Annotated in this window: 12 protein-coding genes and 1 pseudogene; 9 read left to right on the forward strand and 4 right to left on the reverse strand. The window is 68.6% G+C overall.

The features are described from left to right. Positions 1 to 381: 381 nt before the first annotated feature. Together HNR00_RS24915 and HNR00_RS24920 are read left to right on the forward strand one after the other, a co-directional pair. Positions 382 to 1,434 (forward strand): alpha/beta hydrolase family protein, encoded by a 1,053-nt coding sequence (locus HNR00_RS24915; RefSeq protein WP_183574188.1) that lies wholly within the window; start codon positions 382 to 384, stop codon positions 1,432 to 1,434. A 33-nt stretch (positions 1,435 to 1,467) separates the two neighbouring features. Next, on the forward strand, positions 1,468 to 2,601 hold the full coding sequence (locus HNR00_RS24920; protein WP_183574190.1) for a metallophosphoesterase: 1,134 nt from the start codon (positions 1,468 to 1,470) through the stop codon (positions 2,599 to 2,601). A gap of 97 nt (positions 2,602 to 2,698) precedes the next feature. On the opposite strand, the gene HNR00_RS24925 is transcribed toward HNR00_RS24920, so the two are convergent. Further along, the gene (locus HNR00_RS24925) at positions 2,699 to 5,893 is read right to left on the reverse strand and encodes an efflux RND transporter permease subunit (protein WP_183574192.1); all 3,195 of its coding nucleotides are present in this window, start codon (positions 5,891 to 5,893) and stop codon (positions 2,699 to 2,701) included. Between the two features lie 96 nt (positions 5,894 to 5,989). After that, positions 5,990 to 7,255: an efflux RND transporter periplasmic adaptor subunit gene (locus HNR00_RS24930; RefSeq protein WP_183574194.1), complete on the reverse strand. Its 1,266-nt coding sequence runs from the start codon at positions 7,253 to 7,255 to the stop codon at positions 5,990 to 5,992. Positions 7,256 to 7,343: 88 nt separating this feature from the next. Between HNR00_RS24930 and HNR00_RS24935 the strand changes: the two genes are divergently transcribed. Beyond that, the gene (locus HNR00_RS24935; protein WP_183574196.1) at positions 7,344 to 7,949 is read left to right on the forward strand and encodes a TetR/AcrR family transcriptional regulator; all 606 of its coding nucleotides are present in this window, start codon (positions 7,344 to 7,346) and stop codon (positions 7,947 to 7,949) included. A 250-nt stretch (positions 7,950 to 8,199) separates the two neighbouring features. On the opposite strand, the pseudogene HNR00_RS24940 reads toward HNR00_RS24935, so the two are convergent. Continuing rightward, positions 8,200 to 8,605 (reverse strand): annotated as a pseudogene (locus HNR00_RS24940) (RidA family protein). A 200-nt stretch (positions 8,606 to 8,805) separates the two neighbouring features. Between HNR00_RS24940 and HNR00_RS24945 the strand changes: the two are divergent. The 5 genes from HNR00_RS24945 to HNR00_RS24965 all read left to right on the forward strand — a co-directional run bounded on the left by HNR00_RS24945 (position 8,806) and on the right by HNR00_RS24965 (position 12,834). Continuing rightward, positions 8,806 to 9,375, forward strand: a complete 570-nt coding sequence (locus tag HNR00_RS24945; protein ID WP_183574198.1) for a TetR/AcrR family transcriptional regulator — start codon at positions 8,806 to 8,808, stop codon at positions 9,373 to 9,375. Beyond that, a complete protein-coding gene (locus tag HNR00_RS24950) occupies positions 9,365 to 10,375 on the forward strand; it encodes an AraC family transcriptional regulator (protein WP_183574200.1) in 1,011 nt (336 codons plus the stop codon). Before HNR00_RS24945 ends, HNR00_RS24950 begins: the two co-directional genes overlap by 11 nt. 64 nt (positions 10,376 to 10,439) lie before the next feature. Next, a complete protein-coding gene (locus tag HNR00_RS24955) occupies positions 10,440 to 11,180 on the forward strand; it encodes an SDR family oxidoreductase (RefSeq protein ID WP_183574202.1) in 741 nt (246 codons plus the stop codon). A gap of 12 nt (positions 11,181 to 11,192) precedes the next feature. Then, on the forward strand, positions 11,193 to 12,095 hold the full coding sequence (locus HNR00_RS24960; protein ID WP_183574204.1) for an SDR family oxidoreductase: 903 nt from the start codon (positions 11,193 to 11,195) through the stop codon (positions 12,093 to 12,095). Positions 12,096 to 12,387: 292 nt separating this feature from the next. Next, positions 12,388 to 12,834, forward strand: a complete 447-nt coding sequence (locus HNR00_RS24965) for a lipocalin-like domain-containing protein (protein ID WP_281383357.1) — start codon at positions 12,388 to 12,390, stop codon at positions 12,832 to 12,834. A 37-nt stretch (positions 12,835 to 12,871) separates the two neighbouring features. On the opposite strand, the gene HNR00_RS24970 is transcribed toward HNR00_RS24965, so the two are convergent. Further along, a complete protein-coding gene (locus HNR00_RS24970; RefSeq protein ID WP_183574215.1) occupies positions 12,872 to 13,786 on the reverse strand; it encodes an SDR family oxidoreductase in 915 nt (304 codons plus the stop codon). Between the two features lie 100 nt (positions 13,787 to 13,886). Between HNR00_RS24970 and HNR00_RS24975 the strand changes: the two genes are divergently transcribed. Further along, positions 13,887 to 14,498, forward strand: a complete 612-nt coding sequence (locus HNR00_RS24975) for a TetR/AcrR family transcriptional regulator (protein WP_183574217.1) — start codon at positions 13,887 to 13,889, stop codon at positions 14,496 to 14,498. Positions 14,499 to 14,702 lie beyond the last annotated feature (204 nt).

Genomic DNA, 14,702 nt, shown 5'->3' on the forward strand with positions numbered 1-14,702 from the left:
CGGGCGTGAGGGCACGCGGCACCTCGCACCCCGTCATAATCCGCGCCGAAACACCCAACCGCGTTCTCACACAGCCTCGGTGGTAAGCTGCTGTTGAGCATTTGCCCGCTGAACGACGGCTTCGCGCCATGAGCGGACTTCAGCACACCACCCGGAACCGGACATCCACTGGCAGCTGGGCTGCCTTCCGGCGTCGGCCCTTCCTCGCCTTCAACCGGGGCGCCCCAAATGTCCGTGTGGGGGTTCAGGCCATTTCCATCGACAGAGGTGTCGTAACGACGATCGCACGCGGTGTGCGCCTCGTCACCGCGTCTACGACGGGAAGTGGCTTAGCCAGCGGTGTGTGTGGACGTCGTCACCGTCTTGGAGAGGCAGGCCCCCTTGAGGGATGATGGATGCCCGCGCCCCGGCCTCAGCCGGCGTCGCTTCGGGGCCAAGCTCGTCGGAGGCTTTGCGGCGAGCGCGCTGACACGTGCGGTGCGGCCGGCCGAGGCGGCCTCCGAGGACGTCCGCATCGCGGATCTGGACTGGGTCGATGCCCGTCGCGACCGCCGGGTGCCGGCGCGCCTCTACTGGCCATCGCCAGGATCACCGGCCGCGCCGGTTCCCCTGATCGTCTTCCCGCACGGCCTGGGCCACTCGCGAACGGGTTACAGCTATCTTGGGCGCCACTGGGCCGCCAACGGCACCGCCAGCCTCCACGTGCAGCATGTCGGCAGCGACGGCAGCGTCTGGGCCGGCAATCCGTTCGAAATTCTCGACCGCGTGAACGTGGCGGCGGACGAGCGCGAGGCCATCGCCCGGGCCGCCGATGTAAGCTTCGCGCTCGACCGGATCCTCGACAAGGACAGCTTCTTCGCCGCGTTCATCGACCGGACCCGCATCGTCTCAGCCGGCCATTCCTACGGCGCGACCACGATCTTGATCGTCGGCGGCGCGCGGGTCGTTCGTAACGGGAGGACGCTCGACCGCAGCGATTCGCGCTTCAAGGCCGGCATCGTCATCTCGGCGCCGCCCTTCTACGGCGAGCGCGATCTGCCGGCCGTGCTCGCCTCCGTCACCATGCCGACCTTCCACGTGACGGCGACGGAGGACGTGATCGCGTTGCCCGGTCGGCGCTCGCCCGTGCAGGACCGTCTCGACGTCTACGCGGCGATCGGGACGACGAGGAAGGCGCTGGCGGTGTTCGAGGGCGGGTCGCACAGCATCTTCACCGATCGGTCGCTGACCGGCGGGGCGAGACTCAATCCGCAGGTGAAGCGGGCGACGGCGGACGGTGCGCTGACCTTCCTCGACCTGGCCTTCCGGGGCGATCCCTCGCCCCTGGCGGAGTGGAGCGAGACGTGGCGGCCGATCCTTGCCGTGACGCCGACGGCCTACGCCGCTACGGAACCGTCGCAGCCTCCATCTCGTCGGTATCGTTCCCGCTCGTAGCGGTCGCGCGCCTTCGCCCCGCCCGGACGGTCCATGTTCCAACTGATCTTCGGCCTGCCCAGCCTCTACGTCATCGCCAGGGTGCTGTGGCCGCTGCCATGGCCGCTCGCGCTGAAGGCGTGCATCGCGGTCCTGCTGCTCGTTGCGTCCCAGTACCACCTGTGGAGCCGCCTCTCGTCGGGATCGGTCTTCGCGCCCGAGTTCCCGCGCCCGCTGATCCTCCTGTTCAACTGGGCCTTCGGCGTCATCGTCCTGCTGGCGGTGATGCAGGTGGCGCTCGACGTCGTGGTCCTGGCCGGCAAGCTCGTGTCCGGAGGCCGCTGGTCGCTGCCGGTGGCGTGGCTATACGCCGAGGCGGCGCTCGCCATGATCCTGTCGGCGGTCGCGGTGCAGCAGGCCGTGCGGCTGCCCCCGCTCAAGGATGTCACGGTCGAGATCGAGAACTTGCCCGCCGGTTTCGACGGCTACAGGCTCCTTCAGCTGACGGACCTGCATCTCAGCCGCCTTTTTCCGGCGCCGTGGACGCGCGCAGTCGTGGCGCGATCCAATGCGCTGGGCGTCGACCTCATCGTGATCACCGGCGACCTGATCGACGGATCGCTCGCCGCCCGTCGCGCCGACGTCGCGCCGCTGCGCGATCTGCGGGCCCCCGACGGGGTCTGGCTGATCCCCGGCAACCACGAGTACTTTTTCGAGTATGCGGCGTGGATGCGCCACTATGCCGATCTGGGGCTGGCCGTGCTGCCGAACCGCCACACGGTCCTGAGACGCGGCGACGACGCGCTCGTCCTGGCCGGCGTGACCGACCTCTCGGCGGCGCATGCGGGCCAACCGGCCCACGACCTCGATGCGGCGTTGGCCGGCGCTCCAGCGGGTGCCCCAGTCATCCTCCTCGACCACCAGCCGGGGAATGCGGCCCGAGCGGCGACGAAGGGCGTAGCGCTGCAGCTGTCCGGTCACACGCATGGCGGGATGTTCGTGGGTCTCGACAGGCTTGTCGCGCGGGCCAATGGCGGCTTCGTCTCGGGCGCTTACGCGGTCGGCGGCATGACGCTCTACGTCAACAACGGTACGGCGCTTTGGCCGGGCTTCGCCCTCAGGCTGGGCCCGCCCTCCGAGCTGACGCGCATCATGCTGCGAGCCAAAGCTCGTCCGTCGGGGGCCTGATCGAGGCCCGTCCGATGCGGTGGTCTCGAAGGCGTGGGTCCCGGCTGCAGGCTGACCCGACACTGGACGCGCTCGGTCCAGATCCCTGCATTCCGCCTTACGCCGCTTGCCCCATACCCTCTCGAGCACCGATCGTAACGCCCTCGCCATGCTGCTTGAGCGGACGGTTGCCAGAGAGGCGGCGCAGCAGCACGTAGAAGACGGGCGTCAGGAACAGGCCGAACGCGGTCACGCCGATCATGCCGGAGAACACCGCCACGCCCATGGCGCTGCGCATCTCCGATCCGGCTCCTGTCGCGGTGACAAGCGGCAGCACACCCATGATGAAGGCCATGGAGGTCATCAGGATCGGGCGCAGCCGCAGGCGGCTCGCCTCGATCGCCGCCTGGACCGGCGAGCGGCCGGAAAATTCGAGTTCCCGGGCGAATTCCACGATCAGGATCGCGTTCTTGGCCGACAGGCCGACCAGCACGATCAGGCCGATCTGCGTGAAGACGTTGTTGTCGCCCGCCGACAGCCAGACCCCGAACATCGCGGCCAAGAGGCCCATCGGCACGATCAGGAGGATTGCGAGCGGCAGGGCGAGGCTCTCGTACTGCGCGGCGAGCACGAGGAAGACGAGCAGCAGCGCCAGCGGGAAGACCCACACCCCGGAATTGCCGGCAATGAATTCCTGGTAGGTCAGGTCGGTCCACTCGAAGCTGAAGCCCCGCGGTAGGGTCTCCGCGGCGATGCGCGCGGCGGCCGCCTGCGCCTGGCCCGAGGAATAGCCGGGAGCCGCATCCGCGTTGATGTCGGCCGAGAGGAAGCCGTTGTAGCGCATGGCCCGCTCAGGGCCCGCGGTCTGGCGCACCCGCAGGAGGGCTGCGAGCGGCACCATCTCGCCCGAGCCGGCGCGCACCTTGAGCTGGCCGATATCGTCCTGGCGGGCGCGGAACGGCGCGTCGGCCTGGACGCGGACCGAGTAGGTGCGGCCGAACCGGTTGAAGTCGTTGACGTAGAGCGAGCCGAGATAGATCTGCAGCGTGTCGAACACGTCTGTGACCGGAATGCGCAGCTGGCGCGCCTTGGTCCGGTCGATGTCGGCGAAGAGCTGCGGCACGTTCATCTGGAAGCTGGAGAACAGCCCCGCCAGCTCCGGCGCCTGCGCGGCACGCGCCATGAACGCATTGGTCGCCGCGTTCAGCGCCTCGTAGCCGAGGCCGGCACGGTCCTCGATCTGCAGCTTGAAGCCGCCGATGGTGCCGAGCCCGTTGACGGGCGGCGGTGGGAACATCGCGATGAAGGCTTCCGGAATCGCCGCGTACTTCTTGTTGAGCGACTGGGCGATGGCCGCGCCGTTCAGCGCCGGCCCTCTGCGCTCCTCGAAGGGCTTGAGCGTCGAGAACACGATCCCGGAGTTCGACGAGTTGGTGAAGCCGTTGATCGATAGCCCTGGGAAGGCGACCGCACTCTCGACGCCGGGCTCCCTAAAGGCGATCTCGCTCATCTGCCGGATGACGTCCTCGGTCCGGTCGAGGGTGGCGCCGTCCGGGAGTTGGGCAAAGCCGACGAGGTACTGCTTGTCCTGGCCCGGCACGAAGCCGCCGGGAATTTTTTGGAACAGCCCCACGGTCACACCGACGAGGACGAGGTAGAGCACCATCATCGCCCCTTTGCGCGAGATGACCCCGCGCACGCCGTGCCCGTAGGCATCGGAGGCCCGGTCGAAGGCGCGGTTGAAGCGGCGGAAGAACCAGCCGAGCCCCGTATCGAGAACACGGGTCAGCCGGTCCTTCGGGGCATGATGCCCGCGCAGGAGCAGCGCCGAGAGGGCGGGCGAGAGGGTGAGCGAGTTGACCGCCGAAATCACCGTCGAGATCGCGATGGTCAGCGCGAACTGCTTGTAGAACTGACCGGTCAGGCCGCTGATGAAGGCGAGCGGCACGAACACCGCGACCAGTACGAGGGCGATGGCGATGATCGGCCCCGAGACCTCGCGCATCGCCTGATAGCTGGCGTCGCGCGGCGACAAGCCCGCCTCGATGTTGCGCTCGACGTTCTCGACCACGACGATGGCGTCGTCGACGACGATGCCGATGGCGAGCACGAGGCCGAACAGGCTCAGCGCGTTGATGGAGAAGCCGAAGGCGTGCATCACCGCGAAGGTGCCGACGATGGAGACCGGCACGGCCAAAAGCGGGATGATCGAGGCCCGCCACGTCTGCAGGAACAGGATCACCACCAGCACCACGAGGGCGATGGCTTCGAGCAGGGTGTGGATCACCGCCTCGATCGAGGCACGCACGAACTGGGTCGGATCGTAGACGATCTGGTAGTCGATGCCCTCGGGCATGGTGCGCTTGATCTCGGCCATGGTCCGGCGGACCTCGTCGGAGATCTGGATCGCGTTCGAGCCCGGAGACTGAGAGATCGGGATCGCCACCGCCGACTTGTTGTCGAGGAGCGAGCGCAGCGCGTAGTCCGAGGCGCCGAGCTCGATCCGGGCGATGTCGCGCAACCGCGTGATCTCGCCGTTCTCGCCGGTCTTGACGACGATGTCGCCGAACTGCTCCTCGCTGGTGAGGCGCCCCTCGGCATTGAGCGAGAGCTGAAGGTCGAGGCCCGGCACCGCGGGCGAAGCGCCGATGACGCCGGCGGCGGCCTCCACGTTCTGCGCCTGGATCTCGCGCACCACGTCGCCCGCCGACAGGCCGTGCTCGGCGACCCGCTGCGGGTCGAGCCAGATGCGCATGGAATAGTCGCCGGAGCCGAACAGCTGCACCTGGCCGACGCCGTCGAGGCGGGCGAGCCGGTCCTTGATATTGAGGACCGCGTAGTTGCGCAGGTACGTCATGTCGTAGCGCCCGTCGGGCGAGACGAGGTGCACCACCATGGTGAGGTCGGGAGAGGACTTCACCGTGACGATGCCGAGCTGGCGCACGATCGCCGGGAGCCGCGGCTCGGCCTGGGCGACGCGGTTCTGGACGAGTTGCTGCGCCTTGTCCGGATCGGTGCCGAGCCGGAAGGTGACGGTCAGGGTCATGATGCCGTCGGTCGTGGCTTGGCTCGACATGTAGAGCATGCCCTCGACGCCGTTGATCTGCTCCTCGATCGGCGTCGCCACCGTCTCGACGATGACCTTGGGATTGGCGCCGGGGAAGGTCGCGCGCACGACGACCGAGGGCGGCACCACGTCCGGATACTCGGAGATCGGCATCGCGAAGAGCGAGATCAGCCCGCCGATGAAGATGAGCACCGACAGCACGCCCGCGAAGATCGGGCGGTCGATGAAGAACTTGGACAGGTTCATGTCGCCCTCCGGGGCCGGGCATCAGGCGCAAGGGACCGGGCCGCCGCCGGGGGCGGTCGCGCGCGTCGGGTCGTGCGTGGGCGAGGCGTTTGCGCGTTACGGTGCGTCGGCGCTGGCGAGCCTGCGTGTGCCGGTGCTGCCGGGCGTGCGCTCACCCATTGCCACCGCCTCGGGCCGCAGGAGCGTGCCGGGGCGGATGCGCTGCAATCCATTGACGACGATGCGCTCGCCGCCAGCGAGGCCCGCGGTGACGACGCGCAGGCCCTCGACCGCCCGACCGAGGGTGACGGCGCGGAACGCGGCGCGGTTGTCCGCCCCGACGACGAGGACGAACTTCTTGTCCTGATCGGTGCCCACGGCGCGCTCGTCGACGAGGAGCAGCCGCTCGGGCGCGGCCTGGCCGAGCCGCATCCGTGCGAACTGGCCGGGGATGAGCTGCCCGTCGCCGTTGGCGAAGGTGGCGCGCACCCGGACCGTGCCGCTGCGAGCATCGACCCGGTTGTCGATGAACTGCAGATGGCCGCGGGCGCGGGTGCCCGTCGCCGTCACCATCTCGACCGGGATGCGGTCGAGCCTGCCCCGCGCGCCCTCCGGGCCGGCGATGGAGGCGAGCGCCTTGAGGACGACGGTCTCGTCGGCGTCGAAGCTCGCGTAGACCGGATCGACCGAGACGAGGGTCGTGAGCACTGGCGCGCCTGCGCCGGTGGCCACGAGATTGCCCGGGGTGATCTCGCGGCGCCCGACGCGCCCGCCCACCGCCGCCCGCACCTGGGTGTAGCCGAGGTTCAGCCGGGCCACGTCCAAAGCCGCCTTGGCCCCGTCGAGGCCGGCCTTCGCCTCCCGGAACGCGTTGGCGCGCACGTCGAGGTCGCGGGCCGTCACGATCTGCTGTTCGGACAGCCGGCGCCCACGCTCCCAATCGCCCGCGGTGAGGGCGACGCGCGCCTCGGCGCCTGCGACCTGCGCCTCCAGGCGCTGGACCTCCGCCGCGTAGGGCGCGGGATCGATGGTGACGAGGAGGTCGCCGGCCTTGACCAGATCGCCCTCGACAAAGTGCGTGGCCTGGATCGCGCCGCCGACGCGGGCCCGCACGTCGATGCGCTCGACCGCCTCCAGCCGACCCGAGAACTCGTCCCACAGGACGACCTCGCGCGGCTCGACCGTGGCGACGGCGGCCGGCGCGGCGGACTCGGGCTGGGGCGTCGCGGCGAGCGCCGGCGTGCCCTTGAACAGGGGACCGGAGGCGAGGTGGTAGGAGGCGCCCGCCAGCAGCGCCAGGGCGAGGCCGACCCCGGCGCTGCGCCGGAGGAGGAAACGGGTCAGGGAAGCGTCGCGATGAGGGTCCACGGCCGGCTCCGACATCTGTAGGGTTCGCTACACATGTCGGTATGGACGCGGAACGTCAAGAGACTTATCTATCACTCGATACAAAAGTTGGAGCCGGCAGACAATGGCGATGGGACGGCCCCGGTCGTTCGACGCGGACAAGGCCCTCGACGAGGCGATGGAGGTGTTCTGGCGCCACGGCTACGACGGCGCGAGCCTTGCGATGCTGACCAAGGCGATGGGCATCAAGCCGCCGAGCCTCTACGCGGCCTTCGGCAGCAAGGAGGGTCTGCTCAAGGCCGCCCTCGATCGCTACGCGCAGCGCCGCTCGGAGCACATGCGCTATGTGCTGGCGGGCCGGACGGCGCGCGAGGTGGCGGAACGGTTCCTGAGCAGCATCGCCGAGAGCCATACCGATCCGGCCAACCCGCCCGGTTGCCTGCTGGTCCAGGGCGGGCTCGCCTGCGGTGAGGGCTCGGAGAACATCCCGTTCGAACTGGCCTCGCGGCGTGCCTTGAGCGAGACGGAATTGCGCGAGCGCTTCGTCCAGGCGCAGCGGGAGGGCGATCTCGGCGCCGAGGCCGAGCCGGCGGCCCTGGCCCGCTTCCTGTCCACGGTCGCCTCGGGCATGGGTGTCCTGGCCTCCTCCGGTGCCGACCGGGACGCCTTGCGGGAGGTCGCGCGGGTCTCGCTCAGCGCCTTTCCGGGACGCAGCGAGGATGGAGCCTAGACATCTGTCGGTGGTTTCAGTTGCCGCCTCCGTGGCATGCCAGAGGTCTGCGGCTCATTCGGCTCCTTCCCCACGTCGAACCGGCGCTGATTCCGATTCATCTGATCTTTCACCCGATCCCGCGGCGGAACGCGACCCTGCGCGCGTTCGGGGATCACGCGACGCCAAAGTTGAGAGCGGCCATCGCGAAGGTCTCCGACAGCGCGGCACGCTCCGCCGGTGCCTGATGATCACTTCGTCGGAATCTGCTTTAGGTCGAGACGGTCGCCGGTATCCGGGCTATGGCCTTGATCTCGAAGTCGAAGCCCGCGAGCCACGTGACGCCGACGGCCGTCCAGTTGGGGTAGGGGCGGCTCACCGATCTCCGCGTCGCGGACGGCCATGACGATCTCGAACTGCGCCTGCGGGTCGGTGTGGAAGGTCGTGACGTCGACGACGTCGTCGAAGGTGCACCCGGCCACCGCCAGAACGGCACGCAGGTTGGCGAAGGCGCGACGGACCTGGGCCTCGAACGTCGGCTCTGGCGAACCGTCGTCGCGGCTGCCGACCTGGCCGGAAACGAAGAGGAGATCCCCCGAGCGGATGGCCGCGGAATAGCGGTGCGCGTCGTAGAGGGCGTGGCGGTCGGCGGGCGATACGGCGTCGCGCTTCGACATGGGGCCGGACCTTTCTGCGTGCGCGGTCGGACGAAAACGGACATCGTCTCATGAAGCCGCGACCGGGCATCTTCGACAGCGGGGCCTCTTTGGTATACGCCCCGTATGTAGAACCTCGCTCACATACGAGTCGTATGTCAATGGTCCAGCGCGAAGTCCCGAGCCCGGGACGCGTCACCGCTCGGCGGCGGGCCGAGACGATGGCCGAGACCCGGCACAAGCTCGTCGCCGCCGCGCGCAGGGTCTTCGCGGAACAGGGCTATGCGGCTGCGTCGATGGACGAGCTCACCGCCTCGGTCGGCCTCACGCGCGGCGCGCTCTACCACAACTTCGGCGACAAGAAGGGCCTGCTCTGGGCCGTCATCGCGCAGATCGACGGCGAGATGGCCGAGCGCCTGCGTCTGGTTCGCGAGCGGGCGCCGAATCTCTGGCAAGGCCTCCTCGACGAGGGTGCCGCCTACATCGCCATGGCCGCCGAGCCGGAGATCCAGCGCATCATGCTGCGCGACGGTCCCGCCGTCCTCGGCGATCCGTCGCAGTGGCCTGGCGAGAACGCTTGCCTGGAGATCACGATGCGGACGCTTCGCGCCCTGATCGATCAGGGTGTTGTGCACGCGCTCGACGTCGAGGCGGCCGGCCGCCTGTTCAACGGTGCCGCGCTGAGCGCCGTGCTGTGGGTCGCCGCGTCCGACGATCCCGCGCGCGTCCTCGACAAGGCTGTCGGCGCGTTCCGGCAACTCGCCTGCGGATTGCTGCGCGATGGCTCCTGAGCCCGGCACTCCCGGCGCGGTCCCTGCCTCGACGACGTTCCCCTGGTACGCCGAGGCCAGCACCCGCTGCGCCGGGGCCAAGCCGAATGCCCTCCTCCGGTCGAGCCGAGGGGCCGGCTGGAGCGCCCTGCTGCTCGACCACCACGAAGGCCGCGGGCACAGCGAAGTCTTCGAAACCCATCCGACGCCCGACCTGACCCTGGTGGTGGCCACGCGCGGCGAACATCGCATCGCCGTGGCCAAGCGCGGCCTCTGGCGGACGGCCGTCTACCAGCCGGGCGCGATGGGCCTCACCCCGCCCTACGAGACGACCCGCATGCGCTGGAGCACCGCTGGCGAGCGGGCGCCGTTCCGCTCGATCCACCTCTACCTTCCCCACGACCTGATCACCGATGTCGCGCAGGAGTATCGTCGCCTCGGCGCCCCCTCGGCGACACCGCCGCTTTCCTCCCTGGTGTTTCGCGATCCCGTCGTCGCGGCCTGTGCCGTGTCGCTGCTGCGCGCGCTCGAAACCGGAAGCGTCGACCTCTACGCCGAGCAGACCGGGCAGTGGCTCGCCGCTCATCTTCTCTCGCGCCACGCAGGGTGGTGGTCCGGGGACGAGGGCCGCGAGCCAGGCCTCATCACCGACCGGCGCCTTGCGCGCGTTCTGGACTTCATGACCGCCCATCTCGGTGAACCACTGACGCTCGGTCGGCTGGCGCGCGAGGCCGGCATCAGCGTGCACCATTTCGGCCGTCGCTTCCGGGAGCGGATGGGCGCGACACCCCACGCCTACCTGACGGCCGTGCGCATGGACGCGGCACGGCGACTTTTGCGTACGAGCGATCTGCCGGTGTCCGAGGTCGCGCTCACCTGCGGCTACACCCGCCCAGCGGCCTTCGCGGCCGCCTTCCAGCGGCACGTGGGCGTGGCCCCGAGCACGTATCGCGGCACCCGGCATCATCGCGAGAACGCGCTTGAGGATCGCGGGGCCGCGCAAGTGCGCCGGTCACCGTAGCGGCTTGGCAGGATCCGCCCAAATGCCGGCGTGGGTGCACGGGTCACCGGCGTTTGCAAGGAGGATGAGCATGGCCGCGATGCGAACCGCGATTGTCACGGGATCCTCGCAGGGCATCGGCGCGGCGGTCGCCGAACGGCTGGCGCGGGACGGCTTGGCGGTCACCGTCAACTACGCCGGCAGCGAGGCGCCGGCCCGCGCCCTCGCGGACGGGATCGTCGCTCGGGGCGGACAGGCGATCGCGGTCCGAGCCGACATCAGCGATCCGGCGGCCGTCGCACGGCTCTTCGACGAGACCGAGCGCGCCTTCGGCGGGATCGACGTGCTGGTCAATAACGCGGGCATCATGAAGCTGTCGCCGCTCGCTCAGACAGACGACGGCCTATTCGACCGGCACGTCGCCGTGAACCTGAAGGGCGTCTTCAACGGCCTGCGCGAAGGCGCGCGGCGTATCCGCGAGGGCGGCCGCATCGTCAGCTTCTCGTCGAGCGTGGTCGGCTTCTACCAGCCGACCTATGGCGTCTACGCCGCGACCAAGGCCGGGGTGGAGGCGATGACGCATATCCTCACCAAGGAACTCGGGCCCCGCGGGATCACGGTCAACGCCATCGCACCGGGGCCGATCGCGACCAAGCTGTTCCTGGACGACAAGACCGACGAGCAGGTGGCGCAGGTCACGAAGATGATCCCGCTCGGCCGGCTCGGCGCGCCCGACGACATCGCCGCCGCCATCGCCTTTCTGGTCGGGCCGGACGGCGGCTGGGTGAACGGTCAGGTGCTGCGCGCCAACGGCGGCGCGATCTAGGGAGGACCGAACATGACGCTGATCGCCCTCATCACCGGTGCGTCGAGCGGGTTCGGGCGGATGATCGCCCGCGATCTCGCCGGAGCCGGCCACACGGCCTACGCCTCCATGCGGGGCACGCAGGCGAAGAACGCACCCGCGGTGGAAGACAATGCCCGCCATGCCGCCGCGCGCAGTGTGGACCTGCGCTCGGTCGAGCTCGACGTCCAGGACGACCGCTCGATCGCGGCGGCCGTCGCGACGATCCTGGAGGCGCACGGGCGCCTCGACGTGCTCGTGCACAACGCCGGCCACATGGTCTACGGACCGAGCGAGGCGTTCACGCCCGAGCAACTGGCCGACGTCTACAACCTAAACGTGCTCGGCACGCAGCGGGTGAACCGGGCGGTGCTGCCGCACATGCGCGCGGCTCACTCGGGGCTGCTCGTCTGGGAGTCGAGCACGAGCGTCGCCGGCGGCGTGCCGCCGTTCCTCGGGCCTTACTTCGCGGCTAAAGCCGGCATGGATGCGCTTGCCGTCTGTTACGCCAAGGAGCTCGCGCCCCTCGGCATCGAGACCTCGATCGTCGTGCCGGGTGCGTTCACCACCGGGACAAACCACTTCGCCAACGCCGGCAGCCCGAAGGACGGGGCGGTGGCGCAAGACTATGCCAGTGCCTACGCGCCCGGCTTCGCCGACGACATGCAGAAGGCGCTGGCTGCGACCGTTCCGGACGGAGCCGATCCCGGGGAAGTCGGTCGCGTCGTTGCCGGGATCGTAGACAGGCCGCACGGCCAACGTCCGCTGCGGGTCTTCGTCGATCCGGCGAGTGACGGTGCGGAGGTCACCTTCGCTGTCATGGACAGGGTCCGCGGCAAGTTCCTGCACCGCATCGGCCACGCCGATCTCCTGCGTCCTGTCACTCCCACACGCTGAGAGACGGATCGGAGGTCGACCGATGCCGTGGCCGAACAACCCGCGCGTCAGGAGCGACGGGAGAACCCGGCAGCCCGTTTCGGCCGTCCTCGACAGGCTCGACGCCGTACGAACGTCGCCACAAGGTCAAGTCCGATCGGTGTTCGCCCGCGTTCCACGAGGTGTTCTCCGATCGGCCGGCTATCGGCGAGCGTCCCGCTCCGGTCGTGGTGGCCGCCGCAGGAGCAATCGGGGAAGGGTGATGGACTGCTCAAAGCTTTTAATGACGGTGTTCGCCGGCGCCCTCGCCCTAATGTCCGCTGCCAGGGCCGAACCTACCAACCAGGTTGTCGGGACGTGGCGCATGGTGTCCGCGCAGCTCGACCCGGATGGCCGGAACTTGTCCGCCTACGGCGCGCGCCCGAACGGGCTTCTGGTGTTCACCGCCGACCTCCGCTTCATCGAAGTTCTCACCGACGGCGATGTGCCGCGATTCGCCTCGAACGTGAGGGGCCAGGGCACGGCGGAGGAGAATCGAGCCGCCATGGCCGGTGGCATCGGGTTCTTCGGCACCTATACGGTGGATGCGACCGCCGCATTCAGCGGAAACCGCGTGGAGAGCTCGACCTTCCCGAACTGGGTCGGCGCCGTGCGGACGACCCGGGAGCTCACGCTCGTCGTCGATGGCGACCAGATGCGGGAAAGCTTTCGGCGGCCGGACGGAACGCAGATCGCCATCCTCTGGGAGCGCGTGCGCTGAGGGCTCTGATCAGAACAATTCGCCCGCTGACCGGGACCTATCGGAATGCCGCACCGGACAGACGTTCGGACTCGGTCCACAGCCGAGCCGCCACGGCCTCGTCGCGGGCTTGGGCGGGTATGGCGGCAACCCCGGGCGTGCCGCGGGTCTCGCCGAGGCGCGTCGGCCCGTAGTACCCGCCGCCCGACGCGAGCGGCGAAGATGCGGCATACAGGGTGGGCAGCGCTCCCTGCGCTGCCGGCTGGAACAGGAAACACAGGTAGGTCCGCGCGATGCCCGCGGGGCTCCAGCGACCCGAGCCGTTCGGTAGCAGGTCGGTTCGCGAAATCCCCGGATGCGCCGCGAGGCTGGCCAATCCCCAGCCGTTCGCATCGCTGCGGCGCTGCAGTTCGAGCGCGAAGATCAGGCAGGCGAGCTTGGATTGGCTGTAGGCTGCCATCGGGCGATAGGTTCGCTCAGCATGCAGGTTGTTGAAGTCGATGCGGCCACCCCGCGCTGCGACGCTGGAAAGCGTGACGACGCGGGGCTCGTGCGCGCGGCGCAGCAACGGCAGGAGACGGGCGGTAAGCGCGAAATGCCCGAGGTAGTTCGTGGCGAACTGCAACTCGAAGCCGTCGCCCGAGACCTTGCGCGTCGGCGGGTTCATCACCGCGGCGTTGTTGATCAACAGGTCGATGCGGTCGAGATCGCCCGCCATGCGCCCGGCAAAGGCGGCCACGGAAGCGAGGCTCGCCAAATCGAGGATCTCGAACCGGATCCTGGCGTCCGGCGACTGCTGTCGTATCGCCATGACGGCTCGCGCGCCCTTGTCTGGATTGCGCCCGGCTATGATGACCTCGCCACTAGCCTGAGCCAGTGCGAGCGCAACTTCGAAACCGAGGCCTCCCGTGCCCGTGACGATTGCGATCCGTCCCGATTGGGACGGCAGGTCATTCAAGGTCCAGCGGGACATTCAAGCTTCCTTGGCCGCGAGGCAAATCGCACTAAGTGCAAAAATTTATTCGCACTGAGTGCAATTTTGCAATTGCGGAATCGCATGTCAGAACGAGGGCATGGAGATCGTCTCATCGAAGCCGGAAGGCCTGCGCGCGCGTAAGCGTCAGGAGACGTTCGAGCGGATTGCGGAGACGGGTCTGAGGTTATTCAGTAGGGACGGGTACGAGGCGACGACCCTGGATGCCATCGCCGAGGCGGCCGGCATCTCGCGTCGTACGATTTTCTACTACTTCAAGTCGAAGGAAGAGATCCTGCTGGATTGGCAGATGCGGGGGTTCAGCGTGTCCCTGCACAAGGCGGTCCTGGCCCAGCCTTCTGACAAAGCGCCGGTGGAAGCAGTCCGCGATGCCTTACTGGCACTGTCCGCGGGCTTCCGTACCCAGGAGTTTATCGGCATCGACCGCGTCCTGCGGTCGAGCGAAACCTTGAAGGCGCGTAAGCAGGCGACTTACGGCATCCATGAGCAGGCCCTTCATGGGACACTTGCCGAGCGGTGGCCAAACCCCGACCGCAGCACGTCCTTGCGCCTCGTCGCTATGGCCTCGCTCGGCGCCATGCGCATCGCCATCGAAGACTGGATCCAAGCAGGCGGCGATCAGCCTCTGGACTACTTCCTCCATACCGCATTCGATGAGCTATCAGCCGAGTTCTGTAAACTTTCACGGTAACTTTGCGCATGGTCGAAGGGCCGGGAGAGTCACAAAGCGCTCGTAAATTGTTACCTGAGCAAACGTCCGCTTCCTCAAGTTGCCGTCTCGGGAGGAGGCCGACAGCAATCCACCGAGGCTGTGTGAGAACGCGGTTGGGTGTTTCGGCGCGGATTATGACGGGGTGCGAGGTGCCGCGTGCCCTCACGCCCGCAGGGCGGTGAG

This window comes from Methylorubrum rhodinum (genome assembly GCF_014199935.1).
GTDB lineage: Bacteria > Pseudomonadota > Alphaproteobacteria > Rhizobiales > Beijerinckiaceae > Methylobacterium > Methylobacterium rhodinum.

Bases quoted from the DNA above. Each gene is read 5' to 3' on its own strand.
- HNR00_RS24920 (WP_183574190.1), top strand. From the start codon at position 1,468: ATGTTCCAACTGATCTTCGGCCTGCCCAGCCTCTACGTCATCGCCAGG.
- HNR00_RS24925 (WP_183574192.1), bottom strand. From the start codon at position 5,893: ATGAACCTGTCCAAGTTCTTCATCGACCGCCCGATCTTCGCGGGCGTG.
- HNR00_RS24930 (WP_183574194.1), bottom strand. From the start codon at position 7,255: ATGTCGGAGCCGGCCGTGGACCCTCATCGCGACGCTTCCCTGACCCGT.
- HNR00_RS24935 (WP_183574196.1), top strand. From the start codon at position 7,344: ATGGCGATGGGACGGCCCCGGTCGTTCGACGCGGACAAGGCCCTCGAC.
- HNR00_RS24945 (WP_183574198.1), top strand. From the start codon at position 8,806: ATGGCCGAGACCCGGCACAAGCTCGTCGCCGCCGCGCGCAGGGTCTTC.
- HNR00_RS24950 (WP_183574200.1), top strand. From the start codon at position 9,365: ATGGCTCCTGAGCCCGGCACTCCCGGCGCGGTCCCTGCCTCGACGACG.
- HNR00_RS24955 (WP_183574202.1), top strand. From the start codon at position 10,440: ATGAGCATGGCCGCGATGCGAACCGCGATTGTCACGGGATCCTCGCAG.
- HNR00_RS24960 (WP_183574204.1), top strand. From the start codon at position 11,193: ATGACGCTGATCGCCCTCATCACCGGTGCGTCGAGCGGGTTCGGGCGG.
- HNR00_RS24965 (WP_281383357.1), top strand. From the start codon at position 12,388: ATGTCCGCTGCCAGGGCCGAACCTACCAACCAGGTTGTCGGGACGTGG.
- HNR00_RS24970 (WP_183574215.1), bottom strand. From the start codon at position 13,786: ATGTCCCGCTGGACCTTGAATGACCTGCCGTCCCAATCGGGACGGATC.
- HNR00_RS24975 (WP_183574217.1), top strand. From the start codon at position 13,887: ATGGAGATCGTCTCATCGAAGCCGGAAGGCCTGCGCGCGCGTAAGCGT.